At 47.9% G+C, this 19,305-nt stretch carries 25 protein-coding genes and 2 riboswitches; of the genes, 5 read left to right on the top strand and 20 right to left on the bottom strand.

All coding sequences use genetic code 11. The features are described 5' to 3' along the window. Nucleotides 1-262: 262 nt before the first annotated feature. The 3 genes from ACTL32_RS18380 to ACTL32_RS18390 all read right to left on the bottom strand — a co-directional run bounded on the left by ACTL32_RS18380 (nt 263) and on the right by ACTL32_RS18390 (nt 2,195). Nucleotides 263-724 carry a hypothetical protein gene (locus ACTL32_RS18380; protein ID WP_441342797.1) on the bottom strand — a complete coding sequence of 154 codons (462 nt, stop codon included), beginning with the start codon at nt 722-724 and terminating at the stop codon, nt 263-265. A gap of 376 nt (nt 725-1,100) precedes the next feature. Beyond that, nucleotides 1,101-1,277, top strand: a riboswitch (cobalamin riboswitch). Between the two features lie 299 nt (nt 1,278-1,576). Continuing rightward, nucleotides 1,577-1,759, bottom strand: a complete 183-nt coding sequence (locus tag ACTL32_RS18385) for a hypothetical protein (RefSeq protein WP_441342799.1) — start codon at nt 1,757-1,759, stop codon at nt 1,577-1,579. Between the two features lie 106 nt (nt 1,760-1,865). Further along, nucleotides 1,866-2,195: a hypothetical protein gene (locus ACTL32_RS18390; RefSeq protein ID WP_441342800.1), complete on the bottom strand. Its 330-nt coding sequence runs from the start codon at nt 2,193-2,195 to the stop codon at nt 1,866-1,868. A 326-nt stretch (nt 2,196-2,521) separates the two neighbouring features. Between ACTL32_RS18390 and ACTL32_RS18395 the strand changes: the two genes are divergently transcribed. Both ACTL32_RS18395 and ACTL32_RS18400 read left to right on the top strand, forming a co-directional pair. Beyond that, nucleotides 2,522-2,767 (top strand): XRE family transcriptional regulator, encoded by a 246-nt coding sequence (locus tag ACTL32_RS18395; protein WP_441342801.1) that lies wholly within the window; start codon nt 2,522-2,524, stop codon nt 2,765-2,767. Nucleotides 2,768-2,923: 156 nt separating this feature from the next. After that, entirely contained in the window at nt 2,924-3,349 is a 426-nt protein-coding gene (locus ACTL32_RS18400; RefSeq protein ID WP_441342802.1) for a hypothetical protein, read from the top strand. A gap of 34 nt (nt 3,350-3,383) precedes the next feature. On the opposite strand, the gene ACTL32_RS18405 is transcribed toward ACTL32_RS18400, so the two are convergent. From ACTL32_RS18405 to ACTL32_RS18420, 4 genes are all read right to left on the bottom strand, one after another. After that, nucleotides 3,384-4,214, bottom strand: a complete 831-nt coding sequence (locus tag ACTL32_RS18405) for a helix-turn-helix domain-containing protein (RefSeq protein WP_441342803.1) — start codon at nt 4,212-4,214, stop codon at nt 3,384-3,386. A gap of 105 nt (nt 4,215-4,319) precedes the next feature. Continuing rightward, the gene (locus tag ACTL32_RS18410) at nt 4,320-5,342 is read right to left on the bottom strand and encodes a tyrosine-type recombinase/integrase (RefSeq protein WP_441342804.1); all 1,023 of its coding nucleotides are present in this window, start codon (nt 5,340-5,342) and stop codon (nt 4,320-4,322) included. 171 nt (nt 5,343-5,513) lie between these two features. Continuing rightward, the gene (locus ACTL32_RS18415) at nt 5,514-5,876 is read right to left on the bottom strand and encodes a HesB/IscA family protein (protein ID WP_441342805.1); all 363 of its coding nucleotides are present in this window, start codon (nt 5,874-5,876) and stop codon (nt 5,514-5,516) included. 105 nt (nt 5,877-5,981) lie between these two features. Next, nucleotides 5,982-6,218 carry a NifU family protein gene (locus tag ACTL32_RS18420; protein WP_204893096.1) on the bottom strand — a complete coding sequence of 79 codons (237 nt, stop codon included), beginning with the start codon at nt 6,216-6,218 and terminating at the stop codon, nt 5,982-5,984. An 83-nt stretch (nt 6,219-6,301) separates the two neighbouring features. Between ACTL32_RS18420 and ACTL32_RS18425 the strand changes: the two genes are divergently transcribed. Next, nucleotides 6,302-6,628 carry a YuzD family protein gene (locus tag ACTL32_RS18425; protein WP_441342806.1) on the top strand — a complete coding sequence of 109 codons (327 nt, stop codon included), beginning with the start codon at nt 6,302-6,304 and terminating at the stop codon, nt 6,626-6,628. 119 nt (nt 6,629-6,747) lie between these two features. On the opposite strand, the gene ACTL32_RS18430 is transcribed toward ACTL32_RS18425, so the two are convergent. Further along, nucleotides 6,748-6,936 (bottom strand): hypothetical protein, encoded by a 189-nt coding sequence (locus tag ACTL32_RS18430; RefSeq protein WP_441342807.1) that lies wholly within the window; start codon nt 6,934-6,936, stop codon nt 6,748-6,750. Between the two features lie 221 nt (nt 6,937-7,157). Beyond that, a complete protein-coding gene (locus tag ACTL32_RS18435) occupies nt 7,158-8,225 on the bottom strand; it encodes an NAD(P)/FAD-dependent oxidoreductase (RefSeq protein ID WP_441342808.1) in 1,068 nt (355 codons plus the stop codon). A 151-nt stretch (nt 8,226-8,376) separates the two neighbouring features. Between ACTL32_RS18435 and ACTL32_RS18440 the strand changes: the two genes are divergently transcribed. Next, the gene (locus tag ACTL32_RS18440) at nt 8,377-8,613 is read left to right on the top strand and encodes a YuzB family protein (RefSeq protein ID WP_204893093.1); all 237 of its coding nucleotides are present in this window, start codon (nt 8,377-8,379) and stop codon (nt 8,611-8,613) included. A 37-nt stretch (nt 8,614-8,650) separates the two neighbouring features. On the opposite strand, the gene ACTL32_RS18445 is transcribed toward ACTL32_RS18440, so the two are convergent. From ACTL32_RS18445 to ACTL32_RS18490, 10 genes are all read right to left on the bottom strand, one after another. Continuing rightward, on the bottom strand, nt 8,651-9,415 hold the full coding sequence (locus tag ACTL32_RS18445; RefSeq protein ID WP_441342809.1) for a TIGR01457 family HAD-type hydrolase: 765 nt from the start codon (nt 9,413-9,415) through the stop codon (nt 8,651-8,653). Beyond that, nucleotides 9,402-9,860, bottom strand: a complete 459-nt coding sequence (hepT, locus tag ACTL32_RS18450; protein WP_441342810.1) for a type VII toxin-antitoxin system HepT family RNase toxin — start codon at nt 9,858-9,860, stop codon at nt 9,402-9,404. The genes ACTL32_RS18445 and hepT overlap by 14 nt, the downstream gene beginning before the upstream one ends. Before the next feature lie 73 nt (nt 9,861-9,933). After that, nucleotides 9,934-10,254: a YutD family protein gene (locus ACTL32_RS18455; protein ID WP_377340051.1), complete on the bottom strand. Its 321-nt coding sequence runs from the start codon at nt 10,252-10,254 to the stop codon at nt 9,934-9,936. An 18-nt stretch (nt 10,255-10,272) separates the two neighbouring features. After that, a complete protein-coding gene (gene lipA / locus ACTL32_RS18460; protein WP_441342811.1) occupies nt 10,273-11,196 on the bottom strand; it encodes a lipoyl synthase in 924 nt (307 codons plus the stop codon). A gap of 152 nt (nt 11,197-11,348) precedes the next feature. Then, the gene (locus ACTL32_RS18465) at nt 11,349-11,465 is read right to left on the bottom strand and encodes a methionine/alanine import family NSS transporter small subunit (RefSeq protein ID WP_204893088.1); all 117 of its coding nucleotides are present in this window, start codon (nt 11,463-11,465) and stop codon (nt 11,349-11,351) included. A 14-nt stretch (nt 11,466-11,479) separates the two neighbouring features. Next, nucleotides 11,480-13,000, bottom strand: a complete 1,521-nt coding sequence (locus ACTL32_RS18470; RefSeq protein ID WP_441342812.1) for a sodium-dependent transporter — start codon at nt 12,998-13,000, stop codon at nt 11,480-11,482. A 201-nt stretch (nt 13,001-13,201) separates the two neighbouring features. Beyond that, nucleotides 13,202-14,776 carry a Na+/H+ antiporter NhaC family protein gene (locus ACTL32_RS18475; RefSeq protein WP_441342813.1) on the bottom strand — a complete coding sequence of 525 codons (1,575 nt, stop codon included), beginning with the start codon at nt 14,774-14,776 and terminating at the stop codon, nt 13,202-13,204. 110 nt (nt 14,777-14,886) lie between these two features. Beyond that, nucleotides 14,887-15,068, bottom strand: a riboswitch (Lysine riboswitch). 70 nt (nt 15,069-15,138) lie between these two features. Further along, nucleotides 15,139-16,482 carry a bifunctional metallophosphatase/5'-nucleotidase gene (locus ACTL32_RS18480; protein WP_441342814.1) on the bottom strand — a complete coding sequence of 448 codons (1,344 nt, stop codon included), beginning with the start codon at nt 16,480-16,482 and terminating at the stop codon, nt 15,139-15,141. Nucleotides 16,483-16,495: 13 nt separating this feature from the next. Further along, on the bottom strand, nt 16,496-17,323 hold the full coding sequence (locus ACTL32_RS18485) for a sulfite exporter TauE/SafE family protein (RefSeq protein ID WP_441342815.1): 828 nt from the start codon (nt 17,321-17,323) through the stop codon (nt 16,496-16,498). Then, nucleotides 17,323-18,183, bottom strand: a complete 861-nt coding sequence (locus ACTL32_RS18490) for a DUF72 domain-containing protein (protein ID WP_441342816.1) — start codon at nt 18,181-18,183, stop codon at nt 17,323-17,325. The genes ACTL32_RS18485 and ACTL32_RS18490 overlap by 1 nt, the downstream gene beginning before the upstream one ends. A 181-nt stretch (nt 18,184-18,364) precedes the next feature. On the opposite strand from ACTL32_RS18490, the gene ACTL32_RS18495 reads away from it, so the two are divergent. Beyond that, nucleotides 18,365-19,045 carry a DNA alkylation repair protein gene (locus ACTL32_RS18495; RefSeq protein ID WP_441342817.1) on the top strand — a complete coding sequence of 227 codons (681 nt, stop codon included), beginning with the start codon at nt 18,365-18,367 and terminating at the stop codon, nt 19,043-19,045. A gap of 32 nt (nt 19,046-19,077) precedes the next feature. Here the strand turns inward: ACTL32_RS18495 and ACTL32_RS18500 are convergent. Continuing rightward, nucleotides 19,078-19,305: hypothetical protein (locus ACTL32_RS18500; protein WP_441342818.1), on the bottom strand; the 228-nt coding region annotated here is incomplete at its 5' end.

The raw sequence follows: 19,305 nt of genomic DNA on the forward strand, positions 1-19,305 counted from the left end.
GATATAACCCTATTACGTTAATAAACCGTGTGCACTTTTTAGCGTACCCCCTTTAAGGAAATCGTCTAGAAACCTCGTCATATCAACGTTTGTAAGACCCTCCGTGCACTTTTGAAGTGCGGCATTATTATTTAGACGTTGGCCTGTTGAGCGTCAGCGAAACAGCAAGCCCTTAAAAACAAGACCGCTGCTCACTACGTTCGCAGACCTACGTTTCTTTTTAGCGTTAAGTAGAAACGGCAGGCGATAAAAGACAAGCGCCTTAACTCGTCTTAATTTCGACTTTAGCGATATTGCCAGCGTCGTCGAATTTCGCATATACATCGTATAGACCATCACCGTTTCCCGGTTGGAACGCCAGGTTAAAGCCGCTTAGCGCCGGCCCCGATTTATACTCGTTGTTCGTTCGGCAGTGCATCGCCGCCAGACCGTCTTCCGTAATCGCACCTTTAACGCTGCATGGATCGGCAATCATGATCAGTCCGCTGTCAACGCCAATCTGCCCGATAAACTCATTCGTATTTTCCTCGCGCTCAAACTCGCGCAGATCGAGCAATATGTCGAGCAGTTCCTCCGCCGATAACGTTTGCGGTTTAACGTAGTAATCGCCGTTGATGTCGGTCGCAAATTCCGTTGCCTCTTCCGGTGTGCTGAAACGTAGAATTTCGACGACATCGCCCTCTGCAGTTTGTACTTCGTAAATGTGGTTAGTTGTTTTTGTCATTTTAATCATCCTTTTCGGTTTATTTGAGTGTTTGAAAAACCCTTATAATACTATCTAGCCGCCAGATGCCTTTTTGGGGGATAAATCGTGAAAATAATTACGAATTATTATTACTGTCTCTTTTTGTTGTCGTATGCCGACCGCTTTTTGGCGGATTTTATTTTTTCTTTTAAAGATAATATCTGCAGCCAACGCTTTTTGGGGAATTAATTCTGAAAGTTTTTTCGTACACTTTACCATCAACGCTCGGCGCGTTTTGGCGGATAAATCACGAAAATATTCGCGGTTTTATTTTTTCCGTATATAAAATTGTCGCCACTCAAACGTTTTTGGGGAGTTTTTAGGTATATTATTTTATTTTCTCTTGAGATACGGTATAATATTCTTAATATTTGATGCCTGAGAAGGCTTAATAGGGAATCCGATGAAAACCGGAGCTGTACCCGCAACTGTAAGTGCTGACGAACTATGGCAATCCATTGTCCAACGGATGGAAGGCCACAGTGTAGGATGACGCATGAGCCAGGAGACCTGTCAAATACTCATTTTTTGTTGTGAGTATTTATTAGGAAGGGGGAAGCTCTATGGAAGCGGGAGAACTATTGACTCAAGTATTGATACCTGTCTGCGCAATTCTTATCGCCAACATGATTTGGCACTTTATCTCAAACTATAGAATCGTGAAAAAATAGATTTAATTGCCTCGCCATTGGCGGGGTTTTATTTTTGCCCATTAAAAAAACGCCAGCCCCGTAGGACTGACGCTGATATTGCGGAAACTACCCGGTTGCCGCCGAGTAGAAGTTATTTATTTGAGCTTGCCGGCTTCTTTTGCGGTAAATTTCGGAGTAGTTATTCGTCGTCTTCATCGCTTGGCCATCCGTAATTCCTAACGCCAATATCGACGTAGGCACCGGCCAGTCGCTCGAATACGTGCTGGGCGTTAAACTCTGCGGGATTTTCGGCGTGCATTTCCAGTAATACCTGCGTTTTCATACCTAATTCGCGTAGCATTTTGTCGTAGAGTTCGTCCATTCGATTTCATTCCCCTCTGCTCATATACGCCTAATTATAGCGTTATTAACAGATTATTCCTTGTTTATCTTTTGGCAGTGTGCGGCAACTAGAGATAGTTATTGTTTCAATCCCGTACAATATGAGCCGCCATTATGACTAATGCGTCCATAGCTGATTTCCCTTTCAAGTTGCGCAGTAAGGATTCTGTCTTCGGGTTCCAACTTACCTTAAACAAATCTTTCCCTTCGCTTTTAAATGCAAATTCCTGAGAGTCATCGTATAAGGCTACGGTGATCTTTTCAGTTATATAAATCTGAGCATAGATATCGTAGACCCCTTCTCCTATGTCGTAGACTAAAACTGATACAGGGCCAACTTCTTGAAATTCCTTATGGTAATGTGCTAACATGTCGAGATCCGTGACGACTCTTAAGTTGTATTTTGTTTTTTTCATGATTAAATTCCTCCGATTGGTTTTTTAGTTTAGATTCGCTAACGTTAGCGCGGTAATTGAGCCAGTTACTACGTACAAGCCGTAAAAGTAGGCGCGATCCGATATGACGCCTTCGTAGCAGCTCCGATAAAATACTCGTCCAAGCGTTGAATCAATTTCATTTTGCCAACCCCCTTTTTTACGTCTGAAGTAATACTCCTAAACACATAGTATAACTCCTGCAGTAATACGTCAAGCCTTTTTCAAAAAGAATTTAAATTAAGAGTATTACGCCTGCCGTTTTCGTTGTATACTTTAATTAACGACGATATAAGGGGGAAATTTCAATGCCATTCGTCCACAATTTGCCGAAGATACTCGAAGAAATTAAGGCAACACGTAATGAAATTGCCGTCGAATCGAAATCGCGGCCGGCTACGCTGTTAGATATGCATAACGGAACCACGAAACGTTTAGAACTAGGCACGATGGAACGCATACTTGACGCAATCAATGCCAAGGCAGCTGCTAGCAACATCGACAAAGTGTACACGTTGAATGATCTGTTCACATATGTACCTAAAGCAAAATAAACGCTCCGGCCGGATTGGCTAGGGCGTTTTGTTATGTAAAATAATAATCATCGATGTAAAATGGTACAAATTTAAATGAGATTAATAACAAAATATATTACTAATTCCCTTTTAGTATGAGATAATTTACCAAATATAGCTTAAGGGGATAGTTTAATGGGTGAACTAATAATCGGACTTTCACTAGCGTTACTGATTACTTTGGTTGTGGTGCTAATAATAATGACCATTCATCAACAACTAGAGAGAAAGACTGCAGAAGAAAAAAAGCACTTAGTATCGGACGATAATGCAAGAACTAACGAGTTGAAAAAAGCTAAAGAGAAAAATTTAGTTTCTAATGATGAAGATATCTTACGTGCTGTTGAAATCGGTAATGTACATATGTTACTGGAAGCAGAAGAAAAGATAGCAATAATAAAATATAACTCGGACATACTAGATGCCGATGAGTTTGCAGATGTATGGACAGAAATCATGAATAAATGGCTTGATGCTCAAAACAAATATGGCGTGACTGCCGAAGAAATGGAAAAGTGCGCTAAAATTAGATCGTTTATGAAAGAGGTGCTTGACGAATAAATTTCATTGCTTGAGCACCATAAAATTATTCTTTTTAATTTTGATAATTAATAACACCCCACTCTTTTGACATTTCCGCGAAATAAAGCTTATCGAGCATTCGATCGAGCGTCCCATTGTAAAACCCGGCCACATTGCGAATCTCTCTATGCTTGGTTGCCTGCAATGTCACTCGCAGAGCGCAAATACCCGTATGTAGCAATGTATCCGTATCGTATGCCATCGCCAACTTCGATGTGTGCGCCAAATAAACGCCGTACATGCGGCTGATAAGCTTACGGCTGTTCATGCCTAATAGCGCTTCTGCTGTGGTCAGAAACGTCGTAAACGGCTTGCTATACGTATTATGTAGTAATTCTTTAGAGCTTTTAAGAGATATGGTTTCGTTATCGACGTTTACCTCTTCCGGCTTACGCTCTGTTGGCTCGACGTCTTGCTTGCGCCCGATCATTTCCCCCCGATCATCGACAGACATCGCAGGCACAATACGAAGGATATTGGCACCGTTACCGCCGGCTTTTTGGCGCATGAAAACAACGCGCTCGATTATGCCGAGGCGTTCCAGTAGCGCAAGTGCCCGTCGCGCTGTTGGCGCAGACTTGCCGATTATCTTCGCAAGCGAGTCGACCTTCAACCACGCAGCGCCAGGATACTTAACGGCGTACCGACTGATCACTTCAAGTACTTTAATGGCCGTGGCGTTCAGTTTGTATTGATGTTCGCGCAGGTGTAGGCGAATCGCTTCGTTGAGATCGGCGACATGTTCGAACGTTTTAAATTTATCGAGAGTTAGCGTCATTGTAAATGGCCCCTTTTGGCCGCTTGCATAATAGGAGAAAAACGCATACTCAAATAAGCGTTGCATTAACACGCTTTTTTCGATATACTATCGGTATTGTTGAATGATCCGATCAACCGGTTGGCGCCGGTCGGAGTATGCGAGTGCTTCCCTTATGGGCGGCGCTCTTTTTTATTTTCGTTTTAATATTGATGAAACTGGCGAATGTAAATCGTGACTCTTTCGCATATCGTTCGTGTCCATTTGGATATAACGGCGCATCGTGCGAATATCTGACCAGCCGCCTATTTTCTGTAGCGTAAACGGATCGCAACCGTTCAGAATCATGGCGCGCGCCCAAGTATGGCGGTAAACGTGCGCCGTCACCTTTGCGGCTTCTATGCCGGCTTTGTGTGCGTAATACTTCAGCCGCTTTGTAAACTGACGATCGCCTAGATTAGCGCCGTAACACGATAAGAAGATCCGATTGGTCTTAAAGTGGCGTGCATTCTCTTCGATTAATTGTAATAACAAGCGTATGACATGATTGCTGACCGGCACTAAGCGCATTGTACGAGTCTTGCTGTTGCCCGAACTTATCGTAATAAAGCGGGTCTTAAAGTCGATGTCGGGTATGCGCAGTGACAGCAATTCGCCGATGCGCAAGCCTGTGTCGAGTAACACGTTCATCGCAACGTAGTCCCGGAACCCTACATAGTCGCGCAGATTCGGCTGCTTAAACAACGCCTTTACTTCTTCGTCCGTAAAGCAGTTCGTCAGGTCGACGTCTTGTTTAATCAACTTCAGTTTCGCCGTCGGGTTAACGAGCAAGTAATCCTCGCGCTCTAAGTAGTTCATTAGCGCCTTCAAACAGCGGAGATTGATATTAACGGTTGTATCCGACAAGCCGACGCGTTGCTTCGTCGTAATAAACGGATGATTGCCGTAACGCTCTTTGTCATAGCGCATGTAGTTAATGTAATTGCGGAAATGGTCGACCGTTAGATCGCTGACGTACTGTATGTCGTCGTAGTTGGTCGTCAGCCAGTCCGTGAAGTAGCGCCACATGTTCGAGTAGTCTTCTAACGTCCGTTCGCGCACTCCTTCGTTACGCTTTCCTGACATAACGATGTCTGCCGCTTGCTGTAACGAAAGTTTCGGTATGCTTAACGCTTCTTGTTCGATCGTGGTAGCCCGTCGTTTTTTTATACGCAAAAAAAGACCTCCTCAGCGGTTAGATTCCGCCAAGAAGGTCGTAGTTTACAGCCCATATTCGATTAAGACACGGTTCCTAATATACCGCGACAGTACCGCAAACACGCATTTTAACAGCGGTGTTTTCGGCCCTGCGTCTAAGTCAACGTTTGATATGCCGACTGTAAAACGTCAGCAGTTTTCCGGTGTGCCTGCTTTTTGCGCGGTACGGAATGATGTGCCGCAGCCGCAAGAAGCGATGGCGTTCGGATTTTCAATCGTAAAGCCGCCGCCCATCAATGACTGCTTGTAGTCCACTACAGTCCCTTTCAAGATGGGAGCATCTTCTTTGTTCACCAGGATGCGGATGCCGAATTGCTCGTACGCGTCATCTTCCGGTGTCTGCTCTTTCTCAAAGCCCATGCCGTAAGTCAGACCGCTGCAGCCGCCGCCTTTTACTGCCACTCGTAGGAACGAATCCTCTTCGTCGTTGTGGCGCATCATCTCTTTCACTTGGAAAGAAGCTGCTTCTGTAATTTCAACAATTTGTGTCATACGTATCCCCTCCTGCCATTATCATATCAAGTCTTTCACGGACGGAACAAGCAATTAGGTCCCGAACCGATATACAGAAAAAGGAACCTCGAAGGTTCCTTAACATTAAAATACTTGTTCTACTTCCACGACGCCCGGTACTTCTTCAATCAGAGCGCGCTCGATTCCCGCTTTCAATGTGATTGTCGAACTTGGGCAGCTGCCGCAAGCCCCCAACAAGCGAAGTTTTACGATTCCGTCTTCAACATCGACCAATTCACAGTCGCCGCCGTCACGCAAAAGGAATGGACGCAATTTATCTAGGACTTCCATTACTTGGTCTTCCATCATTGCTTCAGTCATTTATATCGACTCCTTTCATTATAATCATTATAATGTGATTGAGAGGAAAAAGCCACTAATGAATTCACAGGAGGTCTAGCAAAATGCCGAAAGAAATTTCCATAGAAGTTTACGGAACCGATGTAATCTGCGCCAGCTGTGTCAACGCTCCCTCATCGGTCGACACATACGAGTGGCTGCAAGCCGCCATTTCCCGCAAATACCAGGACCAGCCATTTTCAATTACCTATATCGATATTGAGAAACCGCAAGTGGAGGAACACCAAAAAGACTATGCCCAGCGCATCCTTGATGATGAGTTTTTCTATCCCCTCGTCCTCGTAGAAGGCGAAGTCGTAGGAGAAGGCTATGTCCAATTAAAGCCGGTTTATAAGGAACTGGAAAAGCACGGATTCCAGGCCGCTGAATAAACTGATCTTAACTAATGAATAAAGCCATTAAAAAAAGCGACCGGAATCGGGCGCTTCAGCTTGTAGACAAAAGAATATATATTCCTCTTTAAGAAAGAAGATTCATTTAGGCAAAGCTATCACGGATCCTCCACTTCAGGCGGACGCTTTCCGCGGGCTCGCGCAGGCAAAACCGGTGCTCCTGCATCGCTGCGCTGCTTCGTCGCAAACAAATTGGCCGAACTGCCTTCGGCCAATTTGCTCGCCGCCTTCCGTTTCGGATCCTGAGCCAGCAGCTTAAGGCCAGCCATACAAAGCTGGATAAGCATCTTAATACTTTTTAGATACAGGTGACGCTCCCGACAGGGCTGGCCACGAGACTCCAGTGGGACCAGCTCGAGCTGAAGGCCCCGCAGGAACGCAGTGACGAGGAGACTGAAGCCGAGCCCACGGAAAGCGAAGTGGCCAGCCCCGTCGGGCTTATACATCCCTATTCATCATAATTAAACTTTGTCTACAGTTTAAAGCGCCCGGAATCGGGCGCTTTTTGTCATCCGTTATGCCATTTATACATCCACAGAACGCCGGACTTCATCAAGCGCGCAATGCGCCCGGTGACCGTACGGTCTGCAAGATAAGCGAAGCCTTGTTTCTTGCCGAGCGAGCCAAGAAAGCCTTTCAGCTGGATCTCCGGCATTTTCTCTGGCAGCGGTTCATTTCTCCAAACCGATTTCAGCACTTTGACAATCTGCTCTGCCTGCTCTTCAGCAAGCTGTGCAGACGGTGCCATCGGCAAGGCCGCGCAGTCGCCTACTACATAGACATTTTCGTCATTCGGCAGCTGGTGGTATTGGTTGATGACCACACGTCCGGTATTGTCACATTCCACGCCAAGATCGCGGACAGGCTTGACCGGCTGGATGCCTGCTGTCCATACCACTGCATCGACAGGAATGGTTTCCTCGTGGTTATAAAGCATGTTCGGTTCCACTTTCGTAATGTTCGAATTCGACACCACATCGACGTTGTTGTTATCGAACCATTTCTTCACGAAATTGCTCAAGCGTTCCGGGAAGTCACGCAGAATGCGCGGGCTGCGGTCAAACAATTTGATGTTCAGGTCCTGGCGGCTTTCGCGCAATTCACTGGCAAGCTCAATACCGCTCAGGCCGGCGCCGACGACTCCAACGACAGCACCAGATGGAAGGCCCAACAATGTCTTGTACGTTTCCCGTGATTTGCCGATGGTCTGGATGCTGTAAGTGAATTCATCCGCACCAGGCACATTATGGTATTTGTCCTCACAGCCAAGGCCGATGACGAGATCGTCATATCCGATCTGTTCGCCGTTATCGAGATACACACATTTCTCTTCCAGGTTGATTTCGGTTATTTCTCCATTGACGATCTTCAGCCGGTCGCTTTCCGGGAAAGGCACCCGTACTTCATGGTCTGAAGCCGTTCCTGCAGCAAGCGCGTAAAATTCCGTTTTCATGCTATGGAATGGTGTCCGGTCGATCAGGATGATTTCGGTATCAAGCGGCAAATTGTTCGGCAATAAGCGGAGAAGAATCCGCATATTCCCATATCCGCCTCCGAGCAAGACTAATTTTCGCATAAATATCTCCTTTGTAATTCGTCTGTCCCTTTAATTTCTCAAATAGTAGTATAGCTGATTGTGATAACTTTCACAATAGATTCCCATGAAATCAAATGATTGACTATCGGCTTGAAAAAGAGTAGGATTTCGGTGTAGTGAGGTGACTTGAATGAAACCGATTGTTGAATTTTGCATCAGCAACATCGCAAACGGAGCGCAGGAATCTTTTGAGAAACTTGAACGCGATCCTAACCTCGATGTCTTGGAATACGGCTGTCTCAGCTATTGCACCAAGTGCGGCCAAGGCCTTTACGCCCTGGTGAACGGCGAAATTGTTGAAGCGGACACTCCGGATGAATTGACCGAAAAGGTCCATGAGTTTATAGAAGAAAATCCTTTGTTCTGAGCCGTTGCTAAAACGGCTTTTTTTCTTGCCCGAAAATCTAGATCTCCCAAAAATCCAGATTCTCCAATGCATGGGTAGGCGGTATCTCTTTCTCGATGGCCTGGTCCATCGGCGTCACGCCGGTGTTGACATGGATAGTATCGATGCCGTAATTGATGCCGGCCAGGATATCCGTGTCATAATTGTCCCCGATCATCACCATTTCGCTTTTCTCAAAGCCATGTTCATGAAGGATCGCTTCGAGCATGTGCCGTTCCGGCTTTCCGATATATACCGGGTCTACGTCAGTCGAAGCTGCCACCAATGTCGTAAATGCCCCGTTCCCGGGCAGGAATCCGCGTTCGGACGGAAACGCCAAATCTTTGTTGGTCGACAGGAAGACCGCTCCTTTTCTTACTTCCAGGCAAGCCGTCGCAAGCTTTTCGTAATTGACGGCAGGGTCGATCCCCATCAGGACAATTTCCGCATCCTGTTCAACCCGCTCGATGCCTTCCTGCGCAAGCGCTTGTTCAAGGCCGTCCGAACCGATCATATAGACATTCTGGCCCGGATACCAGCGCTTGATGTACTTCGCCGCTGCCACTGCCGATGAAATGATATTGGACTCTTCTGCTTCTATGCCGAAACGCAGAAGTTTGCTATGCAATTGCTTTTGGGTCATCGATGCATTATTGGTTACATAAAAGGGTTCGATGCCTTTCTGCTGCAGGCGGTGGATAAATGCTGCTGCAGATGAAATAGCTTCGGTGCCCCGGTAGACTGTCCCGTCCAGATCCAAACAATAGGCTCTATAACTCTTCATTTTTCGCCTCCGGAAGAAATGCGGAGACAGGGCCCAGCTCGTGCTCCAAATAATGTCCGACTTTCGGGCCGAATTCCTTCAGCTGTTGCAGGCACTCGTCCAGCACTTTCTGTATTTCGTTATGGTCCACTTTCATAAATTCCCGTACCAGCATCTTGCGCAAACCGATGGCTTTTTTCAACGGCCCTTCCATTTCTACGGTGATGACTTTTTCATCCCCTAAAATGTCGACGATGTCGTCATAGCTCCCAGGATCCCGCATAATAAACCCGTCAATCATCGAATTGCCGACATCGATGATGGATTCGACAATATTATTGGCCAGGCGCTCCAATGCCAATTGTTCGGTCAATGATGCCCACTCCGTTTTTTCCTCATAAAGCTCCAATAACGAATTCATATAATCCACTGTTTCATTTATGTTTCTGCGATCAATAAAGTACATCTGAAAACCCTCCATTAACTGAATGCTGTCATCCTCTATCATATCATATGCGCACCAAAAAACCCCCGGCGGCTTATGCTTCCGCTTCAGGGGTTTGCTGGGGTTCTTCAATCGGCGCCGGTGCTTTGCCGACTTTCTTGATTACAAAATAAGCGCAGCCGAAATTGCAGTATTCGTAAAGGTAATCCTGCAGCGTACTGATCTTCGTATCGTATGTGGCTTTATGGTTCGTGTCTTCGAAAAAGCCTTTCAACCGCAGCTGGCCGTATCCCCAGTCTCCCAGGATATAGTCATACTTCGAAAGGATTTCACTGTACCGGCCCTTCAGCGCTTCCTCTTGGAAGCCTTCCCGGTAATCAATAAGCACTTCATATTCCCATTGGTCTAATATCATGTTCCTTCTCACCATCCATTAGCTGTTTGTGGCAGCTGCTTCTATCTCTCCAAGGCGCTGGCGTTCCTTCGCCGCTGCGTTCACCTGCTCGTCGGCATGGTAGCTGCTGCGGACCAACGGACCTGCCTGGCAATGCGAGAACCCTTTGTCCATGGCTATCTGCCAAAGTTCTTTGAATTCCTTCGGCGAGTAATATTTTTGTACTTTCAAATGCTTTTTGGAAGGCTGCAGATACTGTCCGATGGTCATGATATCCACATCGTTGGCGCGGAGATCATCCATCACTTCCAAGATTTCTTCATGCGTCTCACCCAATCCGAGCATCAGGGATGATTTTGTCGGGATTTCCGGACGCATCTCTTTGGCACGCTTAAGGAATTCCAGCGAACGGTCGTAAGTAGCGCGGGCACGGACTCTCGGCGTCAAACGGCGCACCGTTTCGATGTTGTGGTTCAGGATGTCCGGTTCCGCTTCCATGAGACGTTCCAGGTTCTCGTAGATGCCTCCCATATCGGAAGGCAGCACTTCCACGGTTGTGAACGGATTTTCACGTTTGATGGCTCTTACGGTTTCCGCGAAAACAGCCGATCCGCCGTCTTTCAGATCATCGCGTGCCACCGCCGTGATGACGGTATGCTTCAGGTTCATGAGTTTCACTGACTGGGCGACGCGTTCAGGCTCCTGCAGGTCCAGTTCGTTCGGCAGGCCGGTCTTCACCGCACAGAATCTGCATGCCCGCGTGCACACGGCACCGAGAATCATGAAAGTGGCTGTTCTGCGGGTCCCCCAGCATTCATGGATATTCGGGCACCGCGCTTCTTCGCAGACGGTATTCAAATTATTCTCCCGCATCATTTTCTTCAGGTCGGTATAGTTTTCATTCGTATTGAGCTTGATCTTCAACCAATCGGGCTTTCTTAGATGTTCCTGTTTTGTTGACATGCGCATCATCCCCATTCTTCATGGTCATCTCTGTTTTTCTTTTCCTTTCCAAATGTACCATAAAGCCCACCTGCCCACAATAAGCCCTTCCTCCAGGCAGCAGGAAGAACAAAGAAAAACCCGGAAGCGGATGCTTCCGGGCCCTTCAATTATTAAGCAGCTCTTTTAGCCGCTTTGCTCTTGCTGACAGCGTGTGCAATGCTTGCACCCAGGCCACCCCAGATAACAACCATTCCGATGATCATAACAACGATCGCTTCAATAGACATATGGTGAACCCTCCTTATTTGTGTTCGTCGAATTCTGCATGGTCTTTATGCCATTTGCCAAGGGACATAAGAACTCCCAGCACGATGGCACCAAGTGCGACGCTAGTGCCGCCCAGCATGATGAATGTATCCGAGTAGCCTTCATAGTTTCCAGTCTCGGTATCAAACTCTTTTAGAAGGTTGGTTTTCAACAAACCGAACATCATATAGCCCAAAACGATTGGCGTAATGAAGCCCAGGCAGATCTTCCACCAGCCGCCCAGATGGATGTCCGAGATTCCATTGGCATGGTCCCGTAGACCATCCACTTTGCGGAATGCCCAAACGATCAAGATGACTTCCACTAATCCGATAGCCGCAACACCAAACTGGTTGATGAAGTAATCGGCTACGTCAAGGAAGAATAATCCGCCTTGAGTGGCAAAAAGAACGGAAATCAATGCTGCTAGCCCGCCGCCGAAAATGACGGCTTTGTTGCGCGAAATGCCGAATTTCTCAGAGAAGCCGGCAACATATGTTTCTGTAATGGAAATCAATGAAGTCAATCCGGCAAGCGTCAAGGACAAGAAGAACAAGACGCCGAACAGGCCATTGAATCCAGGGAACTCATTGATGATCTGCGGGAAGACAACGAATGCCAAACCTACGCCAGCTGCTGCAACATCCGCAACCGCAACGCCTTGCTGGTTCGCCATGAAGCCCAGTGCTGCGAACACCCCGATACCGGCAAGCAATTCGAATGCCGAGTTCGCAAATCCTGTGATGAATGCGTTATTCGTGATATCCGATTTTTTCGGAAGGTAACTTGCATAAGTGATCATAATGGCAAATGCGATGGACAAACTGAAGAAAATGTGTCCGTATGCCGCTACCCACACCTGTGGGTCCATGATGGCATCAAAATTCGGTTTGAAGAATGCATCCAATCCTAAAGCTGCTCCGTCAAGCGTGACAGCACGGATAACGACGATCAAGAAGATGACGACCAAAGTCGGGATGAAAATCCGGTTTGCCATTTCGATCCCTTTTTTGACTCCGCCCAATAAAATCCCTAAGGCGATCGCCCATACCAGGATTAACGGAATTAAGACGCCCCATACAATTCCTCCGGTTTGCCCTGGCGTTACAGTCAATTGAAGGAAGTCATTAAAGAGGAAATCTTGCGTATCTGATCCCCATGCCTGGTTGATTGAGAAAATCGTGTAGCGCATCGCCCAAGCAATAATGACTGCATAATACGTGGATATGACGAACGAAACGAATATCGCCCACCAGCCCATCCATTCCAATTTCTTGCCACTCATTCTGAAGAATGACAACGGTGCCGATCCGCGGTATTTGTGCCCGATGGTGAATTCCATAATTAGAATTGGTATCCCTGCGGTTAACAGAGCGAATAAGTACGGTATAAAGAATGCTCCTCCACCATTTTCATAGGCTACATATGGAAAACGCCAAATGTTCCCCAAACCTACCGCTGAGCCGACAGCCGCCATAATAAATCCGGCGCGTGTACCCCATTGCGAACGTTCCATCTTTCTTCCCCCTTTGTTTGTCTACTTCCAATTTTCTTACAGAAAAATAGGAAGTTTGTTTATTTTCAGATTATTGACTAATCTAAAAATAGTATAACGATGCTGCCTTTGAAAGTAAAGATAATTCCGGAAAATATTTATAAAAAACTATTGCTAGAATAGTAAAAAGCAGAGGGAAAATTCCTCTGCTTTCAATATTTGCTAGTTATTTGCTTGTTTTTCAAGAATTGTAGTACGTTTTGACCAGGCGATAAATAATACTGCTAAAATGACCGCAACTGCTAATAATGACCATAGCAGAGAACCGGTAAAGCCTATGACGATATACCCCACTGATCCGATTGCGGCTGCAGTCAAAGCGTATGGCAACTGGGTCAATACGTGGTCCATATGGTTGCTTCCTGCCCCTGTAGAAGACAGGATCGTCGTATCGGAAATCGGCGAGCAATGGTCTCCGAAAACAGCGCCGGCAAGAACAGCTGACAATGTTGCCAGCAGAAGTTCAGGCGCTGCCTGCCCCATGATGTTGCCGGCAATCGGCAGCAGGATCCCGAAAGAGCCCCATGAAGTTCCCGTCGAGAAAGCCATGATTCCGGCTAAAAGAAACAGCAGCACCGGCAGGATTTCGGTCGGAATATTATTCTTTGTCACCACATCCGCCAGATACGCGCCGGTTTCCAATGCGTCGATCAAATAGCTGAGTGCCCAAGCAAAAATCAGGATCAGCACAGCGCCGATCATTGAGCGAAGTCCTTCGACAATCCCTTTGCCGACCCAGGATGCTTTCGCCGTTTCATTTTGCTTGAATTGGCGCACATACAACAGGATGGATGCGACAGCACCCAAAAGGCCGCCCGCCATCAAGGATGTGGGTACATCCGTATTCTCGAAGATCGCCCAGACGTCCCATGTTTGTCCGGCATTCTGGTAGCCGGTCCAGACCATCGCCCCGATCGTACCGGCAATCAGCAAGAGGATCGGCAGGAGCAGATCCGTCACTTTTCCATGCGAGTGCGCCGGGAACTCTTCTTTCATTTCCCCTGGAATGGTTTTGTTTGCATCGTATAATTCCCCAGTCGTGATTGCGCGCGTTTCATGCTTTTTCATAGCCCCGAAGTCGACGTCGCGGATGGCGACGAAAATGACGATGGCCAGCGTCGCAATGACGTAGAAGTTCATCGGTGCCATCCAGATGAACGCTTCAAGCGCCGACATCTGAACATAAGATTGCGCTGAAAGAATTGTGGCGACGATTCCAATGATCGCGGCTCCCCAGCTCGATACCGGTGAGATGACGCAGACCGGCGCTGCCGTAGAATCGATGAAGTAGGCCAGTTTTGCCCGCGACACTTTATAACGGTCAGTAATCGGACGTGCGACTTGCCCAACCGCCAATGCATTGAAATAGTCATCGATGAAAATCACCATGCCGAGCACGACCGTCAAGACCTTGGCGCCGCGGCGGGTCTTGATGCGCGCAGAAGCCCAATCGGCGAATGCACGGCTGCCGCCTGACAAACTGACGAATGCAGTGATGATGCCCAATAGCAGCAGGAACAATAAGATAAAGACATTATAGGCGTTAAAGCCTTCGTCCCAGAACGTGACCGCAAAAGAATTGAAGATCTCCCTTGCAGCTTGGACCGGCGCAAACGACGTCAAGATCAACGCGGCTGCCACCACACCTGTTCCGAGCGACAATAGCACCCGCTTGGTCAGCAGCACCATGATGATTGCTACCAACGGCGGCAAAATCGAGAAAATAGTATTTTCCATATGAATCCCTCCTATTTTTTTAAGGATGGAAGAGAAGATAGAAAAAAGGCCGATCGCTCCAATGGATACAATCAGCCTTCTACAATTCGTCTGTGCATAAAAACATCAAACAACCCTGTAGCTCTTCGCCTGTAAAATCACAGACGACAGTGACATCCTTTTTCAGAATGCCCCCAGCACTTTTTCCATTGACACCTGAAAAAAGAGCTTCGGCAAAACTTCCTTTCATATGCGTTCAACGTTGTCACACTCCCGCATACTACTGATAAGCTTCGCAGCCTCTACCCATCGATATTGAATTCCTTAAAAGCATAGCGCAGAATTTTATTGAAATCAAATGAAACTCTACTTCGAATATTCGTTCATTTTACTGCTTTTGCCTGAAAAAACCGGCTGAAAACATCCCGCAGGAATTCCGGCATAAAATAAGTTTTTGGCGCCCGTTTCAGCTCCGGGAAAAAATAGCCGAACGTGAACATATCGAGCGTAATCAGCTGATAGACTTTTTCCGGGTCCGCAAGAATACCGCCGACATACAATCGATGCTCTTCGACCGCCAGATTGACATGGACGATGTTCCCGATGACTGCACCGCGGAACCCCATCCCCTTCAATTCGATGTTCGGCCACTCGGCATTCAGCGACTGCTGGTAGATTTCCTTCAGTTCTGCGCCCGTCAGTTCGACCAGACAGAGGTTGATCGGATGCGGCAGCATCCTATGGAAATCATAGCGTGTCGCGACCCCTACCGGCATCCCCTCCATGAACAAGCCGGCATTGAATAACGCACAGTCTGCTCCGGAATACTCAAGCATCGCTTCCCCGAACAGCTCGGCCAGTTCCGACTCTTTGAACCACTCCGCTTTTAATTCTTTTTCGTTGTAAAAAATCGGTTCGCTCAGCTGGGATTTGCCGTCCGCAATCAATTCATCATTGAATCCCTCTTCCGAATTGCGCAATTCTGCGGTATCGATCAATTCAGCTTCGGTTTCACCGGTTGCCGGATCAAAAGTGATATGCCCGATGAACATGCCGAATTTGCCGGCCGCCCCGAGCAGTGTGCTGCCGATTGTTTTCCCTTCGTGGAAAATATGGTGGGTATGGGCGCCGAGGATCACGTCGATGTCGGGGCAAAGCTCCGCCAGCAGTTCATCCTCCCGGATGCCCAGATGGGACAGGCATATAATGAAGTCCGTTTGTTCCTTGATGGCGTTGACCGATTCAATGATCGATGCTTTCGCATCGGTCACTTCCCAGCCCAATCGCTGATAAAACGGAGTGAATTCTGCTGTTGCCCCGACCAGGCCGATTCTCAGCCCTTCCGCAGTCTCCAGAACCCCGTAAGGCTTTGCCCATTTCGGCCGGCCGCCGCCTTCTTCAAACAGGTTGGATACAATGACATCAAAGTCAGCCTGGATATACAATTCGTCTAGTTCATCCTTGGACAGTGTAATGCCTTCATTATTGCCGATTGTCACTGCATCGTAGCCGGCTTCATTGAGCAATTCCACATTGCCTTTTCCCGCCGTCCCTTCCGTGAATGGATGGGAACGGTCGACGTGGTCGCCGATATCAAGGATCAGGCAGGTATCGCCGGCTTCCTCATGCCAGCGTTTCCGTTCATGCAGAAGCGCCCGGATGCTCGGCCAATGCGAAAAATGGCTGTGCAGATCATTTGTATGATAAATGTGAATGAGTTCTCCCATGCCTTACACCTCTTTAAGAACTGAATAATCCTTCGTAAATGGACCGCAGGCCGAGAACCAGCAATGCGATCCGCAAAATGACGACCAAAGTTTCCGATTGGAGCTTTTTGTTAAGCGATGCGCCTATTTTGGCTCCGATATACGCGGCAGGCACTACAGCAAGCGTATAAATCCAAGGGACATTGCCAAGGGAAATATGCGTTACCGAATTGACGATCGCCGATAGGAACACCATGAACATCGACGTCCCGACCGCCACATGCGGCGGGAACAGGAACAGCAAAATCATCGCTGGCACCATGATCGATCCTCCGCCGATTCCGAAAAGGCCGGAGGCGAAACCGACGCCGAACGTCAAAAGCAGCGCGAACCAAACCGGATAGCCGTACAAGTATTCTTTATGCATGGAATCCTTGAAAGTATACTTGCGCCCGTTATCGACAAACCAATGTACCGCTTCCAGCCGGTTGCGGATCAACAGCAGCAGGGCCAGAAACACAAGCAGGATGCCGAAATATAGATTGAACGAAGGCAAGTCGAGGCCTTTGTTGACAAATGCGCCGATAACGGTCCCGGGAGCGCTGCCGATGAAGAACAGGAACCCGCTCCGGTAGTCGACTGTTTTGACTTTCATATAGGACAATGTCGAAGACAGGCCAGTGAAAATCATCATGATCACCGACAAGCCGACAATTTTCTGCGGTGTCAGATCCGGAAAAAAGGCCAGCGCCGTACCGAGGAATAAGAGAGCCGGTACCAAAATGACGCCGCCGCCGAGGCCGATCAGCGCCCCGACAATCCCTGAAAGCAATCCTGCGATTGCCAGTAGGAGAAATTCCATTAAAGGCCACCGTCGAACAGATCCAGCTGCTTATCGGACAAGCCGGTGAACTCCAAGCCGTTCATTTCCTGAAATTCTTTCGCATCGCCTGCGGCATGTCCGCCTGAATTATTATTGAAAATGATATAGACGTTTTCAGCGGACTGCTGGAGGGTTTCTGCCGCTTTGCTGATTTCTGCCAGTTCTTCCTTGTTGTAATCGTAAAGGTACCTCACCTCCCGCCACTTCTGTCCGCCGCCGGGATTTGTCCAGCCATGCAAATTGCGGCCGTGCAAACGCATCAGCACTTTATCGTCGCGCGTAGCAACCGGCACCAGCGGAACCGATCCGTCCCCAGCCTGCGGTTCATCACAGACGGTGTGGATCAGCCTGTTTTCCCGCAAAAATTCAAAGGTCTTTTCACGCAATTCCGGTGCATACCAGGACTGATGGCGGAATTCAACGGCCAGATCGAATTCTCCCAAGTGGCCGATGATTTCCCGGATCGCTTCGACGTTCGATTTCTGGCAATCGAACCAAGGCGGAAACTGGAGCAGGACCATCGCGAGTTTACCGGCTTCCTTCATTGGGCGCACCGACAGGCGGAATGCCTCGAACATCGCTTCACGGCTCTCGAACGGGTTCTCCCCCCGCTGATGCCCTGTCATCCCCTGATAGGCTTTAACGACGAACTGAAAGCCTTCAGGCGTCTCATTGATCCATTTTGTTATATTGCGTTCCGGTTGGACTGCATAAAATGAGGAATCCAATTCGACTATCGGAAAATGCGCGCTGTAATCGATCAATCTTTCTGTTTTTTTTGAGCCTGGGCTATAGACATCCGGATGGTCGCCCCAACCCGTCAACCCTACATATATCATCGTCCCGCCTCCATTGTTCGTTATTATTTTATGATAGCATAGAAAAAATTAGGCGTCTTTTTGGAAGATAGCCTTTGTACCATTTGGGCTCTCTCTCCAAAAATATCACCGGTTGCTTTACAATTCCCTGCTTGGAGATGTGCTACACTTTTTTTAAAAGGTATCAGGAGGCAAAACATTGATGAAAATGACGTGGGACCATCATGGAATTATTCAGCGGTTTGAAGCGAACCGCAATGATGAGCTGGCTGCGCCGATGGCCGCTTATATGCGGAACCAGTTCCCTTTTCTGGGCATCAAAACGCCGCTGCGGAAAACATTGTTGAAAGAACAGTTTTTGGAATACCAGCTGCCGGAGCCCGAACAGTTGGAGCAGGAAGTATGGAAACTATACAGGCTTCCGGAGCGGGAATACCAATATGCGGCAATTGCATTGCTCGAAAAAATGGCTAAACAGCTGTCGGTTGCAGACCTGCCTTTTCTTCGGGAGTTGATCGAAAGCAAGTCCTGGTGGGACAGCGTCGACTCCATTGCACCACGGGCAGTCGGAGGGATAGTCGCCAAAGAGCGGCCCGCAGGGACCCTCGCCATGTTGGAATGGGCCGAAGCCGGCAATATGTGGACAAACCGGGCAGCCATCCTCCATCAATTAAAATACAAGCAAGGGACGGACACGGAAGTGCTTCAGCAAATCATCCTCCGGCATGCCGGTTCCCCAGAATTCTTTTTGCAGAAATCCATCGGCTGGGCGCTGCGCGAATACGCGAAGACGGATTCCGAATGGGTCCGGTCATTCACCTTGGAACATGCATTGATGCCGCTTAGCAAGCGCGAAGCAGTGAAAAATATCAGCAAGCAATAGCGCGACTAGATGTGCCGTACTTTATATTCCCTTCAAGCAGACTTTCGCGGCCAACGAAAACGGATAAACCACTTCTTTTTCACCTTATCCTGAACTGGAACAAACGAAAAAGCCTTCGGTATACATATTGTATGCCGAAGGCTGAGACTGTACACAAAGTCTAATTTGAATGAATAGAGAGGTATAAGCCCGACCGGGCTGGCCACTTCGCTTTCCGAGGGCTCGGCTTCAGCCGCTTCCCTTGCTCCTGCGATTACTCG

The sequence above is a fragment of the Planococcus sp. FY231025 genome (assembly GCF_052078085.1).
Classification (GTDB): Bacteria; Bacillota; Bacilli; order Bacillales_A; family Planococcaceae; genus Planococcus.

Excerpts from the sequence above, each read along its gene's own strand:
- ACTL32_RS18380 (WP_441342797.1), bottom strand. The coding sequence starts at position 724 with ATGACAAAAACAACTAACCACATTTACGAAGTACAAACTGCAGAGGGC.
- ACTL32_RS18385 (WP_441342799.1), bottom strand. The coding sequence starts at position 1,759 with ATGGACGAACTCTACGACAAAATGCTACGCGAATTAGGTATGAAAACG.
- ACTL32_RS18390 (WP_441342800.1), bottom strand. The coding sequence starts at position 2,195 with ATGAAAAAAACAAAATACAACTTAAGAGTCGTCACGGATCTCGACATG.
- ACTL32_RS18395 (WP_441342801.1), top strand. The coding sequence starts at position 2,522 with ATGCCATTCGTCCACAATTTGCCGAAGATACTCGAAGAAATTAAGGCA.
- ACTL32_RS18400 (WP_441342802.1), top strand. The coding sequence starts at position 2,924 with ATGGGTGAACTAATAATCGGACTTTCACTAGCGTTACTGATTACTTTG.
- ACTL32_RS18405 (WP_441342803.1), bottom strand. The coding sequence starts at position 4,214 with ATGCAACGCTTATTTGAGTATGCGTTTTTCTCCTATTATGCAAGCGGC.
- ACTL32_RS18415 (WP_441342805.1), bottom strand. The coding sequence starts at position 5,876 with ATGACACAAATTGTTGAAATTACAGAAGCAGCTTCTTTCCAAGTGAAA.
- ACTL32_RS18420 (WP_204893096.1), bottom strand. The coding sequence starts at position 6,218 with ATGACTGAAGCAATGATGGAAGACCAAGTAATGGAAGTCCTAGATAAA.
- ACTL32_RS18425 (WP_441342806.1), top strand. The coding sequence starts at position 6,302 with ATGCCGAAAGAAATTTCCATAGAAGTTTACGGAACCGATGTAATCTGC.
- ACTL32_RS18430 (WP_441342807.1), bottom strand. The coding sequence starts at position 6,936 with ATGCTTATCCAGCTTTGTATGGCTGGCCTTAAGCTGCTGGCTCAGGAT.
- ACTL32_RS18435 (WP_441342808.1), bottom strand. The coding sequence starts at position 8,225 with ATGCGAAAATTAGTCTTGCTCGGAGGCGGATATGGGAATATGCGGATT.
- ACTL32_RS18440 (WP_204893093.1), top strand. The coding sequence starts at position 8,377 with ATGAAACCGATTGTTGAATTTTGCATCAGCAACATCGCAAACGGAGCG.
- ACTL32_RS18445 (WP_441342809.1), bottom strand. The coding sequence starts at position 9,415 with ATGAAGAGTTATAGAGCCTATTGTTTGGATCTGGACGGGACAGTCTAC.
- hepT (WP_441342810.1), bottom strand. The coding sequence starts at position 9,860 with ATGTACTTTATTGATCGCAGAAACATAAATGAAACAGTGGATTATATG.
- ACTL32_RS18455 (WP_377340051.1), bottom strand. The coding sequence starts at position 10,254 with ATGATATTAGACCAATGGGAATATGAAGTGCTTATTGATTACCGGGAA.
- lipA (WP_441342811.1), bottom strand. The coding sequence starts at position 11,196 with ATGTCAACAAAACAGGAACATCTAAGAAAGCCCGATTGGTTGAAGATC.
- ACTL32_RS18465 (WP_204893088.1), bottom strand. The coding sequence starts at position 11,465 with ATGTCTATTGAAGCGATCGTTGTTATGATCATCGGAATGGTTGTTATC.
- ACTL32_RS18470 (WP_441342812.1), bottom strand. The coding sequence starts at position 13,000 with ATGGAACGTTCGCAATGGGGTACACGCGCCGGATTTATTATGGCGGCT.
- ACTL32_RS18475 (WP_441342813.1), bottom strand. The coding sequence starts at position 14,776 with ATGGAAAATACTATTTTCTCGATTTTGCCGCCGTTGGTAGCAATCATC.
- ACTL32_RS18480 (WP_441342814.1), bottom strand. The coding sequence starts at position 16,482 with ATGGGAGAACTCATTCACATTTATCATACAAATGATCTGCACAGCCAT.
- ACTL32_RS18485 (WP_441342815.1), bottom strand. The coding sequence starts at position 17,323 with ATGGAATTTCTCCTACTGGCAATCGCAGGATTGCTTTCAGGGATTGTC.
- ACTL32_RS18490 (WP_441342816.1), bottom strand. The coding sequence starts at position 18,183 with ATGATATATGTAGGGTTGACGGGTTGGGGCGACCATCCGGATGTCTAT.
- ACTL32_RS18495 (WP_441342817.1), top strand. The coding sequence starts at position 18,365 with ATGAAAATGACGTGGGACCATCATGGAATTATTCAGCGGTTTGAAGCG.